This window comes from Paenibacillus sp. 1-18, assembly GCF_000520755.1.
Lineage (GTDB): Bacteria > Bacillota > Bacilli > Paenibacillales > Paenibacillaceae > Paenibacillus > Paenibacillus brasilensis.
This window is the reverse complement of the sequence record NZ_ASSB01000226.1, coordinates 1-21,642: the sequence shown is the minus strand read 5'-3', so window position 1 is coordinate 21,642 and position 21,642 is coordinate 1. Positions and strand designations below refer to the sequence as shown.

Here is a 21,642-nt window from a genome sequence, read left to right as displayed (position 1 = left end):
ATTTAAGATCCGCACAGTAGATAATTCTGCCGCACAGTCTTTATCAATAATATATACTATATCTAAGAGTGGGTCAATGTCAAGAAGAGAAAAAGAATGAAAACGTCAAAATTTGTCGATAGGGCTTAAGAACTAAAAAAATGGGGCGAACTTCTGAAAAATGGATGCAAATTTCTAGAGTTGAGAGTAAAATAGAGCATATTACGAGCTATAGTGGTGTATAGCCGCTGTCTTGGTACAGCTAATTTTGCTGTGAAGGAGCGCCTTAATATGTCGGAATTTTCAACAACGGATCAGCAAACGCTTGACGGTATAGTCCAGGCTAGCGGTGCTCCGCTGTTTGATGATAAAGGATATACGTCTTTTGCCTGGCTCCAGACCATGGATATGACACCTTATGACTTTCCCTATATTAACCAGCTTCTTGTCCAGGGATATCGGAGCTGGCTGCAGCAGAGCGATGGTATATCCTGGATTAACGGACAAGATACAGCTGTTTTTAATTTTACAGGTGTTCGGCTTACTGGTAGGGAAGAGGATGACGATGAGGATTTGGGGCTAGTCGAACGCTGCTGCTTGTCCAGAGAGATAGAAGTGAGTCAGCGCAAACTCCGCGACGGAAGTCTTGGATTTGTATACATGGTTCCCATACTTTGCCGAAATCATCAGAGGGAGCCATTCGCTGCTCTTCGTTTTACACGGTCCGCACAGTATGTTTTTACTGAGCAAGATGCTTTGTTGGCGGCTGCTTTACATTTTAGATCCTGCTTTTATTCGAAGTTTGAGTATATATTTATGGAAGATATTCTTGGAGTGCAGAATCGAAGTAGTCGTGAGGGCAGACGTCGCTCTATTTTATTTCAGATTGTAAAACGGCTGCATGACAAAATTGATGTGGAAGGCGTGCTGGATGAAGTATTTGATAGCATCGCCTATTTCTTTCCTCATGTGGATATTACGTTGTATATGAGTCAGGATCGGCACAGTCGCAATCCACAAGTCAAACCATTACTGCTGCATGAACGGGACGAAGATATATGTGTGCTTGCATTTATGAAAGGGCAAATGACAGTGAATGAGACTGTTGGCACACAAAATGAAGTGACTGAGATCGGCATCCCATTACGTGGGAAGCAGGGCGTATACGGTGTTTTCCATATGATTCTTCCATCGGGTTCGGATAGTATGAAAAAAGTGGATGTAGAACTGATTGCTATGATGGCGGATACAGCTGGTACTGCATTTGAAAATGCCAAGCTACTGGAGCAATCGAATGTACTTATCCATGAATTGCGTCTCATTAATGAGCTGGTTCAGCGCTTAAATCAAAGTTTGAAGTTAAATGAAGTGTTTGAGTTTGCCATGCAGGAGCTATTACAAATGTTTATGGCTGATTTTTGCTGTATTATGCAGCTTGATCAAGAGGAGAATTATTATAAGGTCACGTCGAGCAATGTGGAAAGTATAAGGCTGCACAGTTACCCTCGTGATGAAGGGTTTGCTGGATTAATGCGTAAAACAGGTGAACCTGTTATTGTGTCAGACTATAGAAAAGAAGGGAAAATTTCCTCGAAGTTTATGGATTTGACGAATTCCCTATCTTTGATGGCTGTACCTATGAAAACCAGTGGCACTCCCAGGGGAGTTATCCTACTGTCCAGCAAGCTTCCGAACTTTTTCTCATATGATAATTACAAGATGCTGCAAATGCTGGCTCCCCATATCGGGCTGGCAGTAACTAATGCCATGCTGCATGCTGAGGTGCGACGGCTAGCCAATATGGATATGTTAACGGGTCTGTATGTACGTCATTATGTAGATCAATGCATTCAGCAGCATCAGGAAAAGGATTTCTGTGGATCGCTTATTTTGGTGGATATTGATCAATTCAAACAGGTGAATGATACATATGGGCATCAGACGGGTGACGAAATTTTGAAAAACGTTAGTGATATCATCCGTTCCACGACCCGTGATGAGGATGTATGTGCCAGATGGGGCGGCGAAGAGCTAGCAATCTATTTGCCACAACTGGGTGTACAGCAGGCGCTTCAATTTGCGGAGAAGATACGTTACCGCGTACAGCATGAAACCAAGCCCCGGGTAACTGTTTCCTGCGGAATTGCTGAATGGAATTGGATGGACGAGCAGATCAACATGGAATCTTTGTTTTATAAGGCGGATATGGCGCTGTATGAAGCGAAAAATGAAGGGCGTAATCGAATAGTTTGCGATTGATAATGAAGGCAGTGCAAAGAGAGTGTTCCTTTTGGAATGTTCTCTTTTTTTGTCCTGCATAACTCATGGCAGACAGGAAATCCTAATCGTAGCTATAACGTGCCTATAAATGAAGCTTGGCCTTGCCACCAATAAGTAAACCAGTAGCATAACTGTCCTGAGCAGAATGCTTGCTCAAGGATTCAGTGATGAATAGAACAGGCGGATGATGAGATGCATTGGCGAAAACAACGGGTTATGCTGGTTTGTATATTTCTTGTGATGTGTTTGTTGAGTGGTTGTGCACTGATGGAGCGGCAAAATACACCTGAGCAGATTTTTAAAAGAGCCGTTGCGGGAATAGCGGGCAAAGAGATGCTGACGTTTACTGGACGGACTGGAGTTAGAGTCGACAACGGCCTGCCTATGAATAAACAGTTTGAATATCGTGGGCGAGTAAGAAATCACGATGAATTGGTCATGAATTGGGGATCTACGGAGGTTTTTCGTAAGAAGGGTGACTACGAAGCACTGAAAAAAGGTAAATTCGAGCAAGGAACACATGCACGGTTTCTTCGTCACCATGGAAAATGGAATGAGATGACATCCGGTTATAGCTCTGTGGCTGGTGAAGGCGTGTTAAATCGCTTTAATCCGATTCAGGAGCTTGAGGAGCTAAGCACGCTAAATAAAACGATTAGTATGGAGGCCAGCGCTGCACGGGGAACCTGGGTTGTGCGGATTGAGCCAGAACCAGCCTCGGCAAAGTATTGGTTGAAAGAACGATTAATGGAAGAAATGAAAACAATAAACCAGCAAATTGTGATATTAGGCACGAAGCATAAACGTCCAAATCAAGAGGTGCAACGAAAGCTGGATCAAGTATGGGCGCAAAGCTATGAGGATTTGAATCGCCAGTTGGAGCATTCCGTTGTGCAGGCTGTGTATCATTTGACTATAGATCGCCAAACGGGCTTACCCTTGAAGCTATCCTCAGAATGCCGAATTTCCCGACAGGAAGCGAATGAAGCAAGGCATGAAGAAGCACTAATTACCAGAGTTGCTTTTGAGGACTACAAGTAATGCAATGGTCATGATACAATGGATTTTGAATTAACCATTGTTCAAAAAAGAATGAAATAGAGAAGGAGAGACAATTCATGAAAGATCCTAGAATACTTAAATTGGCGGAAAACCTGGTAGGCTACTCGGTTGAAGTACAGCCAGGAGAAAATGTGCTGGTTGAAATGATCGGTGAGGAGCGCGACTTGCTTAATGCCGTCATCCATGAAGTGGGCAAAAAAGGCGGGAATGTCTTTGTTCAGCTTACGGACCGTAAGGTACAAAGCGCCATGCTTCGCCATGCGACAAAGGAAATGCTGGAAACCTGGGCTGAAATTGATCTCAACCGGATGAAGCAAATGCATTGCTACATTGGGATTCGTGCAGGCGAAAATGTAAATGATCTGTCAGATGTACCGGAAGAGAAAATGAAAATGTATAATTCCATTTATCAGCATGCTGTACATAGCGAGCAACGGGTAAAGCATACAAAATGGGTAGTGCTGCGTTATCCGAATGACAGCATGGCTCAATTGGCAAATATTAGCACAGAAGCGTTCGAAGATTTTTATTTCGATGTGTGTAATCTGGACTACGCTAAAATGGACAGAGCACAGGATGCATTGGCAGACCTAATGAATCGGACAGACAAGGTACGGATTAAAGGACCAGGGACGGACCTGAATTTCTCTATCAAGCAAATCGGGGCCGTCAAATGCTCGGGCCAATGCAATATTCCAGATGGCGAAGTCTACAGCGCGCCTGTACGGGACTCCGTGAACGGAACCATTAGCTATAATGCGCAAACACTATATAATGGTATCACCTTCGAGAATGTCAAATTCCGTTTTGAAAATGGTAAAATCGTGGAAGCAACGAGCAACGATACGAAACGACTGAATGATATTCTCGATTCTGACGAGGGTGCACGCTATATTGGCGAATTTGCGATCGGGTTTAACCCACACATTTTACATCCGATGAAGGATATTCTGTTTGATGAGAAGATTGCTGGCAGCTTGCATTTTACACCAGGTCAAGCTTATGAAACAGCGGATAATGGTAACCGGTCTTCGATTCATTGGGATTTGGTGTTGATTCAGCGTCCGGAATATGGTGGCGGAGAGATTTATTTTGATGATGTTTTGATTCGTAAAGATGGCATTTTTGTACGGCCTGAGCTGGAGCCGCTGAATCCAGAAAACTTGAAATAATGATATCTCTTGTTGCTGGGAAAGCGATTTCAATGTATCATTATGAATGAGCAATGATACATGATAATCCAGTAAAGCGAGGGATCTTACTATGTCCAACAATAAAGCGGCGGTTGTTGAAATTGCACAGACGGCGAGCAAATTCACTTCCTCTATCGTCCTTCATTCCGAAAATAAGTACATTGATGTGAAAAGTATACTGGGCTTATTTACGACCTTGGTCAGCAGCCACAGTTATGAACTGCACGTTCACGGGCCTGATGCTGAAGAAGCCAAAGAAGCCATGATTGAGGTATTCAAGAAGCACGGGCTGCACATTTCAGTAGCTAACTAAATTTATTTATGAAGCAGAAGCATCCCTACCTGTAACTGTAGGGATGCTTTTTTTGTCAGGTTCTTGTATTAGCCTGCAATTTGGTCTAATATTAAGTTTAGGACGTCTTGTGCGACATTGAGACATAGGGGGGAAGAATCCATGACTTCATCTGATTTGCAGGAACAATTGAATATCAAGGCCATTAATCTGCTTCAGGAAGATGCAGATAAAATAAAGAAGCTTATTGAAGTACAGATGGAGAATCTGGCAACCCGTTATTGCCCTCTCTATGAGGAAGTGCTGGATACTCAGATGTACGGATTTTCCAAGGAAGTGGATTTTGCGGTTCGCGCTGGACTTCTTCCGGAAATGGTAGGTAAACAGCTGGTCAGTGAGCTGGAACGCAATCTGGCTATTCTATATGAGGCCATGAATAATAAGGCCAATTAAAAAGACGGTTTGAATGATTGAGAGCATGCGGAATCTGAGAGCATGCTTTTTTTGATACTTTTTTATATAAGTGCTGCATTAGAACACTCCATATTTCATTTGATCTTAGGATACTATTGCCCCCCAGGATTTCCAACTTAAACATAGGCTTTATTTAAGAAATCCGGAGGCGGTGGCGATGGCGATGGGAAGCACCATCCAACTGCGCAGTGGCACGATAAGAAGCTTTTAAGTTCTTTAAATGAGGAAGAAGGATACACCTAACAAGATATACACGACCAGCAGCATCAGGCCTTCATACCAGTTGGTTGATCCGTCCTGAGTAATGGATTTGGCGATAAATACAGAGACTGCTATGGCGACCAGCTCAATTGTAGTGAACACGATATTCATTGTGTTTCCCATGAAGTAACTGACAAAAATCAGCACAGGGGCAACAAATAGTGCAATTTGCAGACTGCTGCCCACTGCAATTTCGACGGATGCGCCGATTTTGTTTTTCATTGCCAGCAAAATGGCAGCGCTGTGTTCGGCCGCATTCCCAATAATCGCGACGAGGAACGCACCTACGAACAATTCGCTGAGTCCAAACTGGACCGTAAATACCTCCAGTGTTCCTACCAGCCATTCGCTGACAAAAGCGACCATGACAGTAGCAAGCACTAAATAGGCAATGGACTTGTTTCTGGACCAAACGGGGGCATGCTCATGCGGCAATTCTTCATCCTTTTGTTCGGTCACGTCGGCTAAATAGTCTTTATGCGTAATCATTGAAAAAATAAGCCACGCAATATAAGCGACAATGAGCGTACCTGCTACAATAAGGCTGAGCGTATCCGATTCGTTGTCCGTAATGACATGTGTGTTCAGAAAGACAGCCGGGACAAATAAAGCGATCACAGCCACGATCATCAGTGAGCCGCTTAGACCGGCCAGCGAGACATTGAAATTCTGTATCTTGTATTTCATACCGCCTGCAAACAGACTTGCCCCGAGAACCAGCAGCAGATTGCCAATAATGGAGCCGGTAAGACTGGCCTTTACCATATCGTAAAGACCTTCTTTGACAAGAAAGATGGCGATGATCAGCTCGGCTGCGTTTCCAAAGGTGGCATTTAAAAATCCACCCAGACGTTGCCCGGCATAATGTGCTACGCTTTCGGTCGCTTTGCCGAGAAAACCGGCTACGAACACGACAGCGATTGCACAAATGATGAATTGAGCGATTGCGTTCCAATGCGTGTAATGAGCGACTGCGCTAAGAGCAAATGTCGCGATAAGCAAAGCGGGAGATAACCAATTTTTCAATGAAATACACCTCGATATCAATGGATATGTACAAGTTTGGTGAATGCTGTCATTTGTACGGATTTTCTAAATTAATATACCCAAGATGATATAGGTTGTAAACGAAAGTCGTTTTTCATACGTAAAGGTTTGCATTTGCAGTGGCAGAGGCTTTACAATACAAATAAAGGATGCATGAAGGGGGACATAGGTCATGGCAGAGCAAGTTCAACAACTGGAAGCAGGAAACATCAAGATTTCCAACGATGTCGTAGGTAAAATTGCGGGGATGGCCGCACTAGAGACACCGGGCATTGCTGCAATGTCAGGCGGCTTATCGGAAGGCTGGGCCAAAAGGCTGAGTGGTAAAAATGTGCAAAAAGGCGTATCAGTCGAGGTCGGACAGCTCGAAGCTGCCATTGATCTACGTATTATTGTGCTTTACGAAACACCTATTCATGAAGTGTCCCGAATACTTCAGCAAAATGTGCGAGAAGCTGTCGAAAGCATGACGGGTTTGCGGGTCGTGGAAGTGAACGTAAAAGTAGAAGGTGTTGCTTTCAAGGACGATGCGGTATAAAAGAAATCAAAACGAATAGATTGGCGTTTTTCGTCATATGCAAAAGAACTTCCAAAGCCACTGTTGTAAGTGGTCAATGGAAGTTCTTTTTTAACGATAACGATTGGTTCTCCGGGCTTGAAAGCGGTTGGGTACTTCGTTTCGAATAGCTACGCCTGTTGTGCGCTCCTGTACCGCCTGCTTGGTGTTTTCACGAGAAATGCTGAGCATGATGCCCATAGAGAACATCGTGACGAGCAGAGAAGAACCACCAAAGCTGATGAAAGGAAGCGTTACCCCGGTAATGGGAATCGTCTGGGTCACGCCACCAATATTAATGAACGCCTGAATGGCGATCAATCCCATAATGCCTGTACCTACCAACGTCCCGAATGGATCATGGCAACGAAGGGCGATGAGCATGCCTCGCCAAATGAAATACAAATATAGCATCAGAAAGATGGCTGTTCCGATGAATCCGAATTCTTCACCAATGACGGAGAAAATAAAATCATTAAACGAATTGGGCAAATAGTGAAGCTTGATAATGCCTTTGCCAAAGCCTGCCCCACTTAGTCCACCGTCCCCTATGGCTTGCAAGGACTGCACCAGATTATAGCCGACACCCAGTTTATATTCCATAGGATTGAGAAAGGCCTGAAAACGTCCGATTTTGTAATCCTGCTTCGCTACCGCTTGTCCATCTGCGCCAGAGTCTCCTCCAAATAACGACCCGATACCAAAAACGATGGAAGCCCCTAAAACGAGCAGGGCGACTGATGCCGTAATATGTTTGATGCTGGCTCCTCCGGCGTAAATAATCAGACCGCTGGTGGCTACCAGAATGAAACAGGAGCCAAAATCGGGTTGAAGCATGATAAGTCCTGCAACAAAGCCTACAATGACGGTTACAGGTATGTAGCCAGTCCGCAAATCTCTAAAGCGATCTCCTTTTTTTACGATGAGTGCGGATAAGTACAGAATAATGGAGATTTTCGCAAGCTCCGTTGGCTGGAATCCAATACTGCCAAACCTGAGCCAGCTTTTTGCGCCATTAAGCGAGCCCGTGAAAAGAACGATAACCAACAGCAGGATGGTTATGAAGAACAAAGGTACGAAAAGTTTTTTGTATTTTTCCATCTTAATGTTCATGGTAACCAACATAATGAAAAGTCCTAGTATAGCAAATGCCGCTTGGCGCTTCACAAAATATAAAGAGTCAAAATTGGTTTCTTTATTCAGCAGAGCTACGCTGGAGCTGGCGCTAAATACCATGATTACACCGAATCCAACCAGCAACAAAGTGAGGATCAGCAATTGGAAATCCGGTGTGCCTCTTCTTCGAGTCTCCGGCTTCGTATTTCTCATATCAGCTTCCCCCGGTATTCGCTGCAAGGTATATTGCTTGCAGACGTTATCATTTTATCGTTTGTCCATTTATCATATTATGTTTGATAGGCTTCTGCAACCTTCATGGAGCAACAGATATCGCAACAATTCCATATCTGCTACAATAAGATAAATAATGAAGGCCTGAGGAAGCGGCATATAGGCAAAAAGCTGCAAGATTTATCGCAAATTGGGAGTTTTACCCAATGCTTTAAAAAGAGAGGTGGAGCAAAATGACACAACATTTGACAGACAAGTCCTGGTTTGATCAATTGCAGGCACATATGGTGGAGTGGCGTAGATATTTACATAAAAATCCTGAAATTTCTTTTCAGGAAAACAACACTGCTGCTTTTGTGGCGGATAAGCTGGAGAGTTGGGGGATTGAGGTTCGTCGTCAGGTGGGAGGACACGGTGTTGTCGGGACTATTCGTGGCGCCAAGCCTGGACCTGTCGTGATGTTGCGTGCAGATATGGATGCTCTTCCGATTCAGGATGAGAAGGAGTGTGAATATCGCTCTAGCGTGGATGGGGCGATGCATGCTTGCGGACATGACGGGCATACCTCCGTATTGCTGGGAACGGCATACTATTTTAGTCTGAACCGTGATGAGCTGGCAGGAGAAATCCGGTTGTTATTCCAGCCTGCGGAGGAATTGCTGCCTGGCGGTGCAGTTAATGTAATCAAAGAGGGCGAGCTGGAAGGTGTAGATGTCATTTACGGCATTCATTTATGGACACCATTTCCGGTTGGGACGGCTGCTAGCTGCGCAGGACCGCTGATGGCGGCAGCAGATGATTTTTATATTGAGATTACAGGTAAGGGTGGGCATGGTGGTATGCCTCAGTCCACCCACGATAGTGTGGTAGCGGGTTCAGCGCTCGTAATGCAGCTGCAAAGTATTGTAAGCCGTTCAGTCGACCCATTGCGACCGGCTGTATTGACAGTGGGGACCATTCAAGGAGGCTTTGCGCAAAATGTGATCGCGGAAACCTGTCGCTTGAGTGGAACGGTCCGTACGTTTGATGAGGAAACACGCACTGTGATGAAAGAGCGGCTGCATGAGGTGACAGAGCTTACAGCTGCAACATATGGTACAACAGCAAAAATCCGCTATATTATGGGATATCCACCTGTAGTGAATGATGCGTATGAGGCTTCTCGTTTCTTTAAGGAAGCACGACCTGTTTTTGGCGAGGGGAATGTAAAAGAGGCGTCGAAGCTCATGCCTGCCGAAGATTTTGCTTATTATTTGGAACGTGTGCCGGGCTGCTTCATGTTCGTGGGGGCGGGGAACCCAGCTAAAAATGCGGTGTATCCGCATCATCACCCCAAATTTGATTTTGATGAAGACGCTATGATCCATGCGGTTCGTTTGTTTATTGCGATGTCCACCGGATATGCAGCGGAACGAAATGTTGGATAAGTTGACCGGGGTCGGATTAAATCGGAGTATGAGCTTAATAAAATGGGGTACCCTACTCTTGAAAAGGAGGGAGTACCCATGAAAAAGGTTCAGGAAGTTATGACTAAAAAATGCGTAACGGTGACCCCACAGGACAATATTTATGAGGTTGCAGTCAAAATGAAGGACAATGATACCGGTTTTATACCAGTTGTAGAGAAGGAAGGTAGTGACAAGCTGATTGGTGTAATCACGGACCGTGACCTTGTTGTTCGTGGTTATGCGGATAAGCATTCGGGTTCCAGCTCAGTCGATGCGGTTATGACGACAGGTATTCGCACAGCCAGAGCAGACATGTCGGTGGATCAAGCAGCCGAGCTGATGGCAGAGCAGCAAATCCGCCGTTTGCCTGTGACTGAAGGAGATCGTTTGATCGGGATTGTTTCGATTGGCGACTTGGCTGTACGCAATATATTTGCAGACAATGCGGGTGAGGCGCTTAGCCAAATTTCCGAACAGGTTCACTAAAAGAAAAATATGCTTAGGCATTGCTTAGGAGTTCAATCCGAATATGGATTGGACTTCTTGCTATTACGGCTGGTTTGCCGATAATCGGACAAGCTGTTTATGATATAAATTTGAAATAATGTCTGGTTAGATTGATGGGAGGAAACTATGAATCCAGAATATCCTTGTATTGTACAACGCGATTTTACCATTCTGCTGGAAATGGGCTTGCCGCGTTCGGAGTATGCTCGTTCACAACTGCAAATTTACGCAGAGCTGGTTAAAAGCCCGTCCGCTTTTCATACATATCGTATCACTCCATTGTCATTGTGGAATGCGGCTGCCCTCGGGTGGAGTGCAGAGCACATTCAAAATAGTCTGCAGTCTATGTCTCGTTGGGAAATTCCGCGTGATTTGTTAAAGGATATGGAACAGCTCGTTTCTCGATATGGAACGTTAACGCTGTCACGGGCAAGTACGGAAGATGTACAAGCTACAAGTGGGGAGATGAAGACGGGTACAGTCGACAGCTACACAATGGATGATCGCTTGTTCCTGACAGCAGACACCCCGGCTTTACTGGAGGAGCTACTGATCAAGCAGGAGCTAAAGCAGCTTGGGTTGCTTCGCACTGGTGAGGTGAGCGCTTCTGTACCGCCTGAAAATCGCGGCTTGCTCAAGCAGGAATTAACTCGATTGGGGTATCCAGTTGTCGATACGGCCGGATATCTGGAGGGAAATCAGCTCCATTTTTCCTTGGGGCAGGGACAAGCAAAGCTGCAGCTTCGTGATTATCAAATTGAGGCTGCTGATGCGTTTGAAGGAGCTGACGGCTTGGGTGGCAGCGGTGTGCTGGTGCTCCCATGCGGAGCGGGTAAAACAGTGATTGGCATGGCAGTGATGGATCGGCTTCAGTGTGAAGTGCTTATTTTAACCTCGAATACCACCTCTGTTCGCCAATGGATTGAGGAGTTGAAGCAAAAGACGGATATTCCGGTTGATTTGATCGGGGAATACAGTGGTCAGAAAAAAGAGGTACGCCCGATTACGGTGGCAACCTACCAGATTTTGACGCATCGTCGCAGCAAAGGCGGGGAGTTTGAGCATATGAAGTTGCTGAGTGAACGGAAGTGGGGACTTATTGTATATGATGAGGTGCATTTGCTGCCTGCGCCAGTCTTTCGGGCGACGGCAGATATTCAGGCCACCCGTCGTTTGGGCTTGACGGCCACACTGGTTCGGGAGGACGGCTGTGAGCGGGATGTGTTCTCTTTAATTGGACCGAAGCGGTACGATATGCCTTGGAAGGAGCTGGAGCGGCAGGGCTGGATCGCTCAGGTCGATTGTGTGGAGCTGAGGCTTCCGATGACAGGTGAACTGTTGGAACGCAGTATGCGTGCCGAAGGCAGACAGCAGTACCGGATTGCGGCCGAAAATCCGGCCAAGCTGGAAGCAGTGCGTAGCCTGATGCAGCGGCACAGCGGCTTGCCTACGCTGATCATCGGTCAATATTTGGACCAATTGCGTATGTTGGCTCAGGAACTGGGCGTGCCGTTAATTACAGGGTCTATGAGCCAGACCGAACGGATACGTTGGTTTGATGCGTTTCGCAAGGGGACCATTCGGACCTTACTTGTATCCAAGGTGGCAAACTTTGCGGTGGATTTGCCGGATGCGGCCGTAGCTATAGAGGTATCAGGTAGTTTTGGCTCCCGTCAGGAGGAGGCGCAACGACTTGGTCGAATTTTAAGACCAAAGCCCGGTGAGAATAAAGCTTATTTTTATGCGCTTGTGACAGAGAACAGTAAGGAGACCGATTTTGCAGCCCGCCGTCAGCTTTTCCTGATTGAACAGGGCTATGAATATGCAGTCCACAGATTTAATGCTGTAGAAGTTATGGGAAGCCTGGGTGATGAGACTCGCGAGGGTGGAAAGAAAAGGGAGGCGTAATCTGGGATGGACGTAATCAACACGAAGGGCGACTGGAGGGAGCTTACATCGGATGAGTTGTTAGTGCTTAAACGATGCTTGATCCGGCACGCAGGACAGCCCATGAAGGAAGAGGAGCCTTTGCAGCTTACCACGGGAGTGTTAAGCGGTGCCGAAACGAAGCTGGCACTGCACGGATTGCGTGCCCGAGGCTGGATGGAGGCAGTTACTAAATCGTGGGGGGAACGCATTTTATATATCCCGACTCAACGGCTACCTGATTTGTACGATATGCTGTTAGGGCAAAGTACAATGAATGTGGTCCATACGGATTATCCAGTGGCTGTACATGAAGCGATAACAGGGCTGGAGGCAGAGTTGCTGCACGCACTGTCACGTATTGCCGTGCAGGGAGTTCCTTTGACGGCTAAGGGAACCATACATAAGCGATCATTGCAAAAATTGAACGAACTGACTCCCTTTCATCCGGAGGATCTGGTGGGGCTTGGCTTGCAGTACGCGCATTCCGATCTGTATCCGGTGCAAACGGCGATAATGATGGATTTGCTGCTGAGCCTGGGTCTGCTGGTAAAGGAGGCGGTGTCTTTTCGCATTCAGGAAGCAGAACTGGCGGCTTGGATTCAATTGTCTGCTTGGCAAATGCGCAAGCATATTTTTAATACCCTCATGGAAAGATACGGCAAGGCGGAAGCGTCTATGCAGCATTTTCGATACATGCTGTGCGCTGCTTCCCGGTATGCAGGAGCTGAGGGCTGGATGCCTGTCAAGTCGTTGCTGCAATGGATGCTTCAGGTGGGTCTGATCTCACAGGAGAGGTTGAATGGAGCGGGCTCCCAAACCAGTGCCCCTATGGAATTTTCTGCTGGACCCAAAAGTTCTGAAGCATTTGAGGATGAGATCAAAGGCTGGCTGAAGGCCCTGACCGCTTTTGGAATGGGTGATTGGGGACTAAACGCATTGGGCGAATTGTGCTTTCGCTGGAATATATCGCCTCTGGATATGCTTCGGCAATATAAGGATGAGAAAGAGGCTGGCAATCAAGAGCGGGGAACCTTTTACATACAGCCAGATTTTGAAATATTGGTGCCACCGGAGGTAGCTTATGATGTTCGCTGGCGGCTGGAATGCTGCTGTGAACGTGTGACAGGGGATCGGATGGCAGTATACCGTATCACGAGAGAAAGTGTTACAGAGGCAATTGAACTGGGCATGGAGGCCCAAGCAATTTTTGCCCTTCTGGATAAGTACAGCCGGACAGGTGTACCTGATCATGTGCGTGTGGCTCTGGAGCAGTGGGCAGGTGATGTCGGACGAACGGCATTTGCGACGGTAACACTTCTACGATGTGGTACACATGAGGATGCAGATACTGTTGCACGCCATCCCGGGTTGGAAGGATTGCTTGAACGGATCGGCGAACGGGACTTTATTATTCCGGGACACTCGACTGCCAAAATCCGCAAGACGCTTGCTGCCATTGGATTGAGTCCACGCCGGGAGCCGGAAGGTGTTGACGAGCCCATCCACCGTTATCCGCTGGTAGACGAAACAGATCACACAAGCTCAGGCAGTCCTGACAGTGAAATTCGCCCAAATGAGATAACGGTTAATAATGACACAGCCGGGTCTATATTTTCCCAGGAGGGGAGGGCCGGTCTGGTTTATACCGGAAGAACACTCCACTTTTATGAGCGGGAGCATACACCACCTGATCCACTCGACTATTTTCCAGAAAGCTCCGCAGTGCCCTCCTCATGGACAAAAGAATGGAGAAGCTATCATGTGTCCACTGCCCGGCAGTTAATTGAACAAGCGATTCGTTGGCAGACAGCGGTGGGACTGCGAATCGGTGGGGAAGAGGTTAAATGGATACCGGAATCGGTGATTCCCGGTGAACCGTGGAGTGTCATGGGCTGGTATGCGTCTGGAGAAGATGCTAAAGCACCAATTCGCGAGACTTTGCAGCCAGGTGAGTGGTCAGGCATGCGACTGCTGGTTCCTTTTACACTATAGAGCCGGCAAGTGCATGAAACTCCTTCTTCTCAAAAGGAGGATGTGGTATGATTAATGAGTCTACTTTACCAGGTAGAACTTTAGATAAAGTGAGATGAACATTCATGAGCGTAGCCGAATTGAATACGGTCAATATGGCAGAAGTGCTTATTAACGCCTATGAATTGGGCGATATGGTCAACCGGTCCTTTGAGGTATCGGATTATTTATATTGGAAGCAGCGTGTGGATATGAATCCATCTATTCAGGCGTGTGTACGAAAGCTGGACGCCAAAAAGGAGTTATTCGCGGAAACAGAGCGCTTTGGACATTTTCACCCGAATTATCATGAAGCTAAAGACGCAGTGAAGGTCGTTGAGCTGGAGCTGGAACAATTCCAGGAAGTAATGGAGTTCAAGCGGGCAGAAAAGGCGCTGGATGATATGCTTCATGCTATGTCCGAAACGATTGCATATTCCGTGTCCGACACGATTAAGGTGCCAAGCAATGATCCGAATGTGAAAAAGGGTGGATGCGGTAGCGGAGGCAAGTGCTCTTGCGGATAGGCCATAGGATGATAGCGACGGAGGGGAGATGAAGCGAATGTTTGCCGAGCGGACAGGGTACATCATTTGGGTAAGCGATATCAAGGCTGCCCGCAATTTGGAGAAATACGGGAATGTCCACTATATTTCAAGGCGTATGCATTATGTAGTCATTTATATGAATGCGGATCGGGCAGAGGATACCGTAAAAAATATTCGCAGACTTTCCTATGTGCGCAAGGTCGAACGCTCTTTCCGAAATGAAATTAGGACAGAGTATAACGACGATAAGGAAAAGATGAAAGAATATGAAGTATAAGCTTCAAATGTATATAAATTGTAAATGAATTTAAAAAAAGTCAGCCTAAGGGCTGGCTTTTTTTATAAATCCAGGACTTTTGCATAATGGTCTTAATACTGTTAGACCTAAAAATCTTTAAAACCAGCCATAAACTTCAATTCTGTAACTTGTAGTCCCGGGTCTGTTGAGGTAACATATGAATATATTGGTAGATATAAAGACCTATCTGGTGGGGAGAGTGATCCCGTGCGTGACAAGGCAATGCAGCGATGGAGTACATACGAACCGTTCTACGTAGAGATGGGCGATAAAAAAGTCGCTGATATCGTGATTACAAATCATGCAAAAACACGTTACTTAGATCGGGTAGAGCAGAAACAGTCCGAGACGAATCATATCGCCGCCTGGCTTTGGGAATGTCTGAAGCAAAACAGGATGGAGTCCTACTATCATAACGAAGAGGATGTTTATTTAATTGATGGTGATCTGGTCGTCGTGGCCGAATTTGGTGAGTTGCCAGGCGAGATGGATATTGCGGGGAATCCGCTCCACAAGATGATTGTCATTACCTTTTTGGGCCGGATGTCGGAGACAATTGAGTTAAGGGACTTGAAGTCCTACTATTCATGGCTACGTCATTCGAGACGTATGACATTGATGAAAAGCACTCGCAAGCAAAAATAGTTGGTAAACATAGTCGGTAATGGATCAGATGGTTCCGGATGAAAAATCTTCAAATTCACTGGAATACTGTCAGGTGTAATAGAAGTATGCAGGTATCAGCTGCATACTTTTTTATTTTTATGGATTGTAAAAGAATAAAACCACCCAATTCGGTGAGTTTTCTTGGGAATTCGTGAACAGACGTTTTTCTTATGTTAGAATAGGGAGACTAGAGAGGGGAGAGGGCGGTCAGTATGAATTTTCATCAGCTGCACATCTTTTATACGGTAGCGGAGCGGGGAAGCTTCTCGGCGGCGGCGCAAGCGCTGCATATGACGCAACCCGCCGTAACTATGCAAATTCAGTCTTTGGAGGACTATTTTGGAACAAAGCTGCTACACCGATCGACTAAAAAAATCGAGCTTTCGGAGGCAGGAGCGACATTACTGCCTTTTGCCAAAAAAAGCATGCAACTGATCCGGGAAGCAGACGAGGCGATGTCTGCTTTTACTCACATGCTGGAGGGAAGATTGCATATTGGTGCAAGCCTTACGATTGGTGAGTATATTGTGCCAAGAATGTTGGGGCCGTTTGGTCAAGAGTACCCTCATATACGTATGGCGATGAATGTGATGAATACGACTCAAATTATGGATGACATACTAAAGCATCAGTTGAATTTAGGGCTAATCGAGGCACCGGTCCAGCATCCGGATATTGTGGTGGAGCCTGTGATGCAGGACGAGCTGAAACTAATTGTTCCTTCGGGACATGTACTGGCCAAGGCTAAAAAAGTGGTACTGGAGGATGTATTTAAGCATCCTTTTATAGCCCGAGAAAAAGGATCTGGTACACGTCAGGTCATAGAGGACGGACTGAAAAGTCGTGGTGCGGATGCCTCCCGGCTTGCTATCGTTATGGAGATGGGCAGCACTGGGGCGGTCAAATCGGCGGTAGAAGCTGGACTCGGGATTACCATGCTATCGCCTTCTTCGGTGAAGCATGAGGTTGAACTCGGATTGCTGAAAATCGTAAATATTGCAGATATTACCTTCAAGCGAAAATTTTATGCCATTCATCTGAAATCGGCGCTGCTGCCGATTCCGGCGGTGACCTTCCTGTCCTACCTGCGCCGCCACGATCAGGAAGCAGAGGTGTTCGGCGAGTCGCCAGACGATCCGACAATAAAGAAAGAGGAGGAGAGCTTGTAGTGAAGGAGCATACCCACTTGAAACGATATGATTTGCATACCCATACTCAAGCATCGGACGGGATGCAGCCACCTGCGGATAATGTTCGCTGGGCTAAGGAAAAAGGGCTGGCGGGTGTGGCGATTACAGACCATGATACGGTGGCTGGGCTGGAGGAAGCTCTAGAAGAGGGGCGACGTACAGGAATTACCGTAATACCAGGTATAGAAATCAGTACACGGGCTGGCGGCAAGGATATTCATATACTCGGCTATTATATGGATTACCGCAATAAAGTGTTTTTGGAGCGGTTGGAAAAGCTGCGTCAGGCGCGGGATACTCGCAATGATTTGATTTTGAGTCGATTGCGCAGTCTGGGGGTGGACATCACGCTGGAAGAGGTAGTGGCCACGATGGGCAGACCGCTGGGACCGGATGAAAGCATTGGACGTCCGCATATGGCGGATACGCTGGTTCAAAAAGGATATGCGAAGGATATGCGGGATGCGTTTGACCGATATTTGGCAGAGGGGGCGCCCGGTTACGTGTCTGTACCCCGTGTAGCGCCTGCGGAGGCCATCAGCTGGATTCGCGAGGCGGGAGGCGCGCCTGTGGTTGCCCACCCCGGGTTGTACGGAGATGATGGGCTCGTTCGCTCCATCATAGAGGAAGCAAAGCCTGCGGGCTTGGAGGTACGGCATTCGGACCATGATGCTGCGGCTGAGAGTCGATATGCCGCAATGGTGGCGCACTACGGGCTTATCGCCACTGGCGGATCGGATTTTCACGGTGCACGCCAAGGTGTTATTTTCCATGGTGATCTGGGCAGTCGTAGTGTGAATGATCAGACCGTCGAGCAATTGAGAAAGGCTGCTGCTGAACAAAAGTAAAGGAAAAGCCCCTGTCTTATCTATGGAACACTTGAAGTGTACCCGACTCAAGACTAGGGGCTTTTTGTGATTTAATATGCTAGTGACCTTTAGCTGTTTTTGATACGATTGGGCAGTGATTTGACCAGCTCTTCATCTGGGGTGATAAAGAGCGTGCGCTGATGATCATAGATGACAAAGCCCGGCTTGGCTCCGCTCGGCTTACGCACATACCGAATCAAGGTGGCATCTACAGGCACGCTGCTGGACTGTTTTGCCTGGCTAAAGTAGGCAGCGAGCTGAGCTGCCTCCTCCAACGTAGCATCCCCGAATTGCTCTGCACGAATTACAACGTGTGACCCTGGAATATCCTTGGTATGCAGCCAGGTGTCATTTGGCCCGGCCAGTCGGTTTGTGACATATTCATTTTGCAGGTTGTTTTTGCCGACCAGTAGCTCAATACCCTCGGATGACGTATAAACGTGCAAGGTGGGACGGTCATTTTTCTTTTTTTTCTTCCCTTTTTTGACCCGGTCTCTGAGATATCCCTGCTGTACCAGTTCTTCACGTATTTCTTCAATGTCGTTCATGGAGGCATAGGCTAGCTGCTGAAGCAGATTGTCCATATACTTGATTTCTTCATGTGTCTTTTCCAATTGCTCGTCTATGACAGCCAGACTGTTCTTATACTTATTATACTTTTTAAAATACCGTTGCGCATTATCCGATGGACCCAGCAACGGGTCTAGCGGGATCGCTACCTGACTCTGCTCCTCATCATAAAAATTGGTAAGCGTTACTTCTTTGTCGCCCTTTTTTACTTCATGCAGTGAAGCGAACAGCAGTTCTCCGTAGATGCGAAATTGATCGGCATCTTCCGCTTCAGCCAAATCCTGATGAAGATAGTCGAGTTTTTTGACATTTTTGCTTCGCTCATTTTGCAGAAAACGCAACAGGTCGCTGACCTTTTGCTTAACCGTATCCCTTTCTGCTTTTTCACCGAAAAAATCCTCCATACATTTACTGATCGTAGCGTATTCCTTGCGCTCTCCCTGAATCAATGTAAGAGGAACGACTGAAAATATGGCTTTTTCCTGTGCATTCAAACCGGATACTGGCTGAAAACGATGATTTCGCACGTCATCCATCATGTGACTGAATGTACTCCATAGCTGACGATGATCGTCATCAGATGCTTTGTTGGATACTCGGTTCAGTATTTCCTCTGCAATGAGGGGACTGAGTCCGGTAAAAGTATTCACGATCCAGCGTTTTGGCGCTTCTCCAGCCTCGGTAGCTGTTTGATACGAGGAGGCGAAGGAGGCTTCTTCCGTTTCCAGCGGATTCAGCTTGTTTTGTTCAGGAGGCTCCGTGTATTGAAAGCCGGGCATAATGACCCGATAGCTGCTAATTGATGGTGTGACATGATGGATTCCGTCCAATATAACACCTGTTTCCGGGTCGAGTAAAATAATATTGCTGTGCCTGCCCATCAGCTCAATGATAATCCGCTTGAATGAAATATCTCCAAGTTCGTCACGCTGACGCACATCCATGTGAATGATGCGCTCCATACCCACCTGAGTAATATTCTCGATGATGCCGCCTTCACAATGCTTGCGAAGAAGCATACAAAACATAGGTGCTTCTGTCGGATTGAGAAAGCTTTGTTCTGTAAAATGTACGCGCGGGAATGTCGGATTAGCCGACAGCAGCAGCTTTATGCTACCGCCTTGCGCCCGCATATTCAGCACCATATCGTGATCGTTTGGCTGATGTATTTTGTTAATTCGTCCGCCCCGAATGCCTTGCAGCTCGTGTACAATAGCGCGGGTTACGATACCGTCCAATGCCATAATGTATGTTCTCCTTTGAAGCCAATATATTTTCGCCTTCCTACTATGATACATAAATTTGGGACAAAACTTAAGCGGCTTTGTGATATTTCAGGTCCTGTCCGAATAGATTGAATCTAGAAAGTCTGTCCTGCTTATCAGCATTCGCGGCACAAAATGTAATAACGGGCAGCCATCCTAGGCACAACCGACGGTAACGGACTATCTGACCGGGAGGGAATTGGGGAGAATGGAACAAGCACATTGGCATCAACTAAGCAATGAACAGCTTTCAACAAGTCTGGATGTCGACCCGAAGCAGGGTCTTTCGGAGGAACAGATTGCACAGCGCAGAGAAAGGGCGGGGTGGAATGAGTTGAGCGAGGGGAAGCGTGTTTCGGCTTTCCTGCTGCTCCTCAATCAGTTCAAGGATTTTATGATGCTCGTACTGATGGGGGCAACCCTGATCTCCGGCCTGCTCGGTGAATATTTAGATGCGGTTACCATTATTGCTATTGTGGTGTTGAATGGGATTCTCGGCTTTGTGCAGGAATTTAGAGCAGAGCGTTCGTTGCGGGCTTTGAGACAGCTGTCGGCTCCAACTGCCAAAGTACTACGGGGCGGCAAACGGGTGCAGATTCAAGCCAGAGAGCTGGTGCCGGGTGATATCGTCCTGCTCGAGAGTGGTGATCGTATTCCTGCCGATGTAAGGTGGCTGAGTACGAACGGCTGTGATGTGGAGGAATCCGCCTTGACAGGTGAATCGGTTCCGGTGAGTAAGCATTGCCGTCCTATTCATGCCGCTGAGGTACCACTCGGGGATCAAAAAAACATCGGATTTATGGGCACCATGATGACCAGAGGCACTGCACAGGGCATCGTTATTCGTACAGGCATGAGTACAGAAATGGGCAAAATCGCAGACCTGATTGAAAATACGGAGTCGCAGGAGACACCGTTGCAGCACAGGTTGGAGCAATTAGGGAAAATATTGATCATTGTAGCGCTGGCGCTAACGGTGCTCGTTGTCGTAGCAGGCATATTGCATGGTCAGCCAGCCATGAGCATGTTCCTGGCCGGTGTGAGCCTGGCTGTGGCAGCTATACCGGAAGGGTTACCCGCGATTGTAACCATTGCACTCGCCTTGGGAGTACAGCGTATGATCAAACGCAAGGCAATTGTGCGCAAGCTGCCTTCTGTCGAGACGCTAGGCTGTGCGTCTGTCATTTGCTCCGATAAAACCGGTACGCTGACCCAAAATAAAATGACGGTTACCAAACTATGGCTGGATGGTCGTTTCTGGGGAGTTACGGGGGAGGGCTATGATCCACACGGTCATATCATGGATAGAGATCTTCCTGCCGACCTTAAAAACGGACAATCATTGCGTAGGCTGCTGCAAGGCAGTGTACTTTGTAACAATGCGGAGATTGTCCAAGTCGACATTGATGAGCTGCGCGCGAGAAAAAAGACTAAAGAACCGGTGCCGACCGCCGTTTGGGAGCTGAAGGGCGATCCGACGGAGGGAGCCCTTGTCACGCTAGCTGCCAAGGGCGGAGTCACCCGACAAGCCTTATATGAGCTGTACACACGGGAGCGCGAATTCCCTTTTGACTCGGAACGGAAGCGGATGTCGGTGCTCGTGCGCCATCAGGGAGGGCATATTGTCTTTACCAAAGGTGCGCCGGATGTGCTGCTCGGCCAGTGCTCTTACATTTTATGGGAAGGAAATGTCGTTCCCTTGACAGGCACGCTGCGTCAAAAGGTAATGGCAGCCAACGAAGGTATGGCCTCAGAGGCGCTGCGTGTACTTGGCGTCGCATACCGTGATATCCGCTCTCATGAGCATGTCTCCACGGTCGAAGAGGCCGAAGCGCAGCTGATTTTTAT

The 21,642-nt window shown here is 47.1% G+C and carries 19 protein-coding genes; 16 read left to right on the top strand and 3 right to left on the bottom strand.

What is annotated here, in order from left to right; genetic code table 11:
• Nucleotides 1-270: 270 nt before the first annotated feature.
• From L693_RS0114040 to L693_RS0114020, 5 genes are all read left to right on the top strand, one after another.
• On the top strand, nucleotides 271-2,238 hold the full coding sequence (locus L693_RS0114040; protein WP_025717800.1) for a sensor domain-containing diguanylate cyclase: 1,968 nt from the start codon (nucleotides 271-273) through the stop codon (nucleotides 2,236-2,238).
• A 213-nt stretch (nucleotides 2,239-2,451) separates the two neighbouring features.
• Nucleotides 2,452-3,300 (top strand): hypothetical protein, encoded by an 849-nt coding sequence (locus L693_RS0114035; RefSeq protein ID WP_025717799.1) that lies wholly within the window; start codon nucleotides 2,452-2,454, stop codon nucleotides 3,298-3,300.
• 77 nt (nucleotides 3,301-3,377) lie between these two features.
• The gene (locus tag L693_RS0114030) at nucleotides 3,378-4,493 is read left to right on the top strand and encodes an aminopeptidase (RefSeq protein ID WP_025717798.1); all 1,116 of its coding nucleotides are present in this window, start codon (nucleotides 3,378-3,380) and stop codon (nucleotides 4,491-4,493) included.
• 91 nt (nucleotides 4,494-4,584) lie between these two features.
• Nucleotides 4,585-4,827, top strand: coding sequence for an HPr family phosphocarrier protein (locus L693_RS0114025; protein ID WP_025717797.1), 243 nt, complete (start codon nucleotides 4,585-4,587; stop codon nucleotides 4,825-4,827).
• A 141-nt stretch (nucleotides 4,828-4,968) separates the two neighbouring features.
• A complete protein-coding gene (locus L693_RS0114020) occupies nucleotides 4,969-5,259 on the top strand; it encodes a YlaN family protein (protein ID WP_007431028.1) in 291 nt (96 codons plus the stop codon).
• Nucleotides 5,260-5,496: 237 nt separating this feature from the next.
• Here the strand turns inward: L693_RS0114020 and cax are convergent, their stop codons facing one another.
• The gene (cax, locus tag L693_RS0114015; protein ID WP_025717796.1) at nucleotides 5,497-6,567 is read right to left on the bottom strand and encodes a calcium/proton exchanger; all 1,071 of its coding nucleotides are present in this window, start codon (nucleotides 6,565-6,567) and stop codon (nucleotides 5,497-5,499) included.
• A gap of 193 nt (nucleotides 6,568-6,760) precedes the next feature.
• Between cax and L693_RS0114010 the strand changes: the two genes are divergently transcribed.
• Entirely contained in the window at nucleotides 6,761-7,126 is a 366-nt protein-coding gene (locus tag L693_RS0114010) for an Asp23/Gls24 family envelope stress response protein (protein ID WP_025717795.1), read from the top strand.
• A 90-nt stretch (nucleotides 7,127-7,216) separates the two neighbouring features.
• Here L693_RS0114010 and ftsW read toward each other — a convergent pair whose 3' ends face one another.
• The gene (gene ftsW / locus L693_RS0114005) at nucleotides 7,217-8,473 is read right to left on the bottom strand and encodes a putative lipid II flippase FtsW (protein ID WP_025717794.1); all 1,257 of its coding nucleotides are present in this window, start codon (nucleotides 8,471-8,473) and stop codon (nucleotides 7,217-7,219) included.
• Nucleotides 8,474-8,727: 254 nt separating this feature from the next.
• Between ftsW and L693_RS0114000 the strand changes: the two genes are divergently transcribed.
• The 9 genes from L693_RS0114000 to L693_RS0113960 all read left to right on the top strand — a co-directional run bounded on the left by L693_RS0114000 (nucleotide 8,728) and on the right by L693_RS0113960 (nucleotide 17,938).
• The gene (locus L693_RS0114000) at nucleotides 8,728-9,921 is read left to right on the top strand and encodes a M20 metallopeptidase family protein (protein ID WP_025717793.1); all 1,194 of its coding nucleotides are present in this window, start codon (nucleotides 8,728-8,730) and stop codon (nucleotides 9,919-9,921) included.
• A gap of 78 nt (nucleotides 9,922-9,999) precedes the next feature.
• A complete protein-coding gene (locus L693_RS0113995; RefSeq protein ID WP_025717792.1) occupies nucleotides 10,000-10,428 on the top strand; it encodes a CBS domain-containing protein in 429 nt (142 codons plus the stop codon).
• Between the two features lie 147 nt (nucleotides 10,429-10,575).
• Entirely contained in the window at nucleotides 10,576-12,357 is a 1,782-nt protein-coding gene (locus L693_RS0113990; protein WP_025717791.1) for a DNA repair helicase XPB, read from the top strand.
• Nucleotides 12,358-12,363: 6 nt separating this feature from the next.
• Nucleotides 12,364-14,370 (top strand): helicase-associated domain-containing protein, encoded by a 2,007-nt coding sequence (locus tag L693_RS0113985; protein WP_025717790.1) that lies wholly within the window; start codon nucleotides 12,364-12,366, stop codon nucleotides 14,368-14,370.
• 104 nt (nucleotides 14,371-14,474) lie between these two features.
• A complete protein-coding gene (locus tag L693_RS0113980) occupies nucleotides 14,475-14,915 on the top strand; it encodes a YlbF family regulator (protein WP_025717789.1) in 441 nt (146 codons plus the stop codon).
• 37 nt (nucleotides 14,916-14,952) lie between these two features.
• Nucleotides 14,953-15,213, top strand: a complete 261-nt coding sequence (locus L693_RS0113975) for a YlbG family protein (RefSeq protein ID WP_025717788.1) — start codon at nucleotides 14,953-14,955, stop codon at nucleotides 15,211-15,213.
• A gap of 228 nt (nucleotides 15,214-15,441) precedes the next feature.
• Entirely contained in the window at nucleotides 15,442-15,879 is a 438-nt protein-coding gene (locus L693_RS0113970) for a hypothetical protein (RefSeq protein ID WP_025717787.1), read from the top strand.
• A 233-nt stretch (nucleotides 15,880-16,112) separates the two neighbouring features.
• Nucleotides 16,113-17,069 (top strand): selenium metabolism-associated LysR family transcriptional regulator, encoded by a 957-nt coding sequence (locus tag L693_RS0113965; RefSeq protein ID WP_025717786.1) that lies wholly within the window; start codon nucleotides 16,113-16,115, stop codon nucleotides 17,067-17,069.
• A complete protein-coding gene (locus L693_RS0113960; RefSeq protein ID WP_025717785.1) occupies nucleotides 17,069-17,938 on the top strand; it encodes a PHP domain-containing protein in 870 nt (289 codons plus the stop codon). Before L693_RS0113965 ends, L693_RS0113960 begins: the two co-directional genes overlap by 1 nt.
• An 89-nt stretch (nucleotides 17,939-18,027) precedes the next feature.
• Here L693_RS0113960 and L693_RS0113955 read toward each other — a convergent pair whose 3' ends face one another.
• A complete protein-coding gene (locus L693_RS0113955; protein WP_025717784.1) occupies nucleotides 18,028-19,773 on the bottom strand; it encodes an Rqc2 family fibronectin-binding protein in 1,746 nt (581 codons plus the stop codon).
• Between the two features lie 229 nt (nucleotides 19,774-20,002).
• Between L693_RS0113955 and L693_RS0113950 the strand changes: the two genes are divergently transcribed.
• Nucleotides 20,003-21,642 (top strand): cation-translocating P-type ATPase (locus L693_RS0113950; protein WP_025717783.1); only part of this gene is annotated, 1,640 nt, incomplete at its 3' end.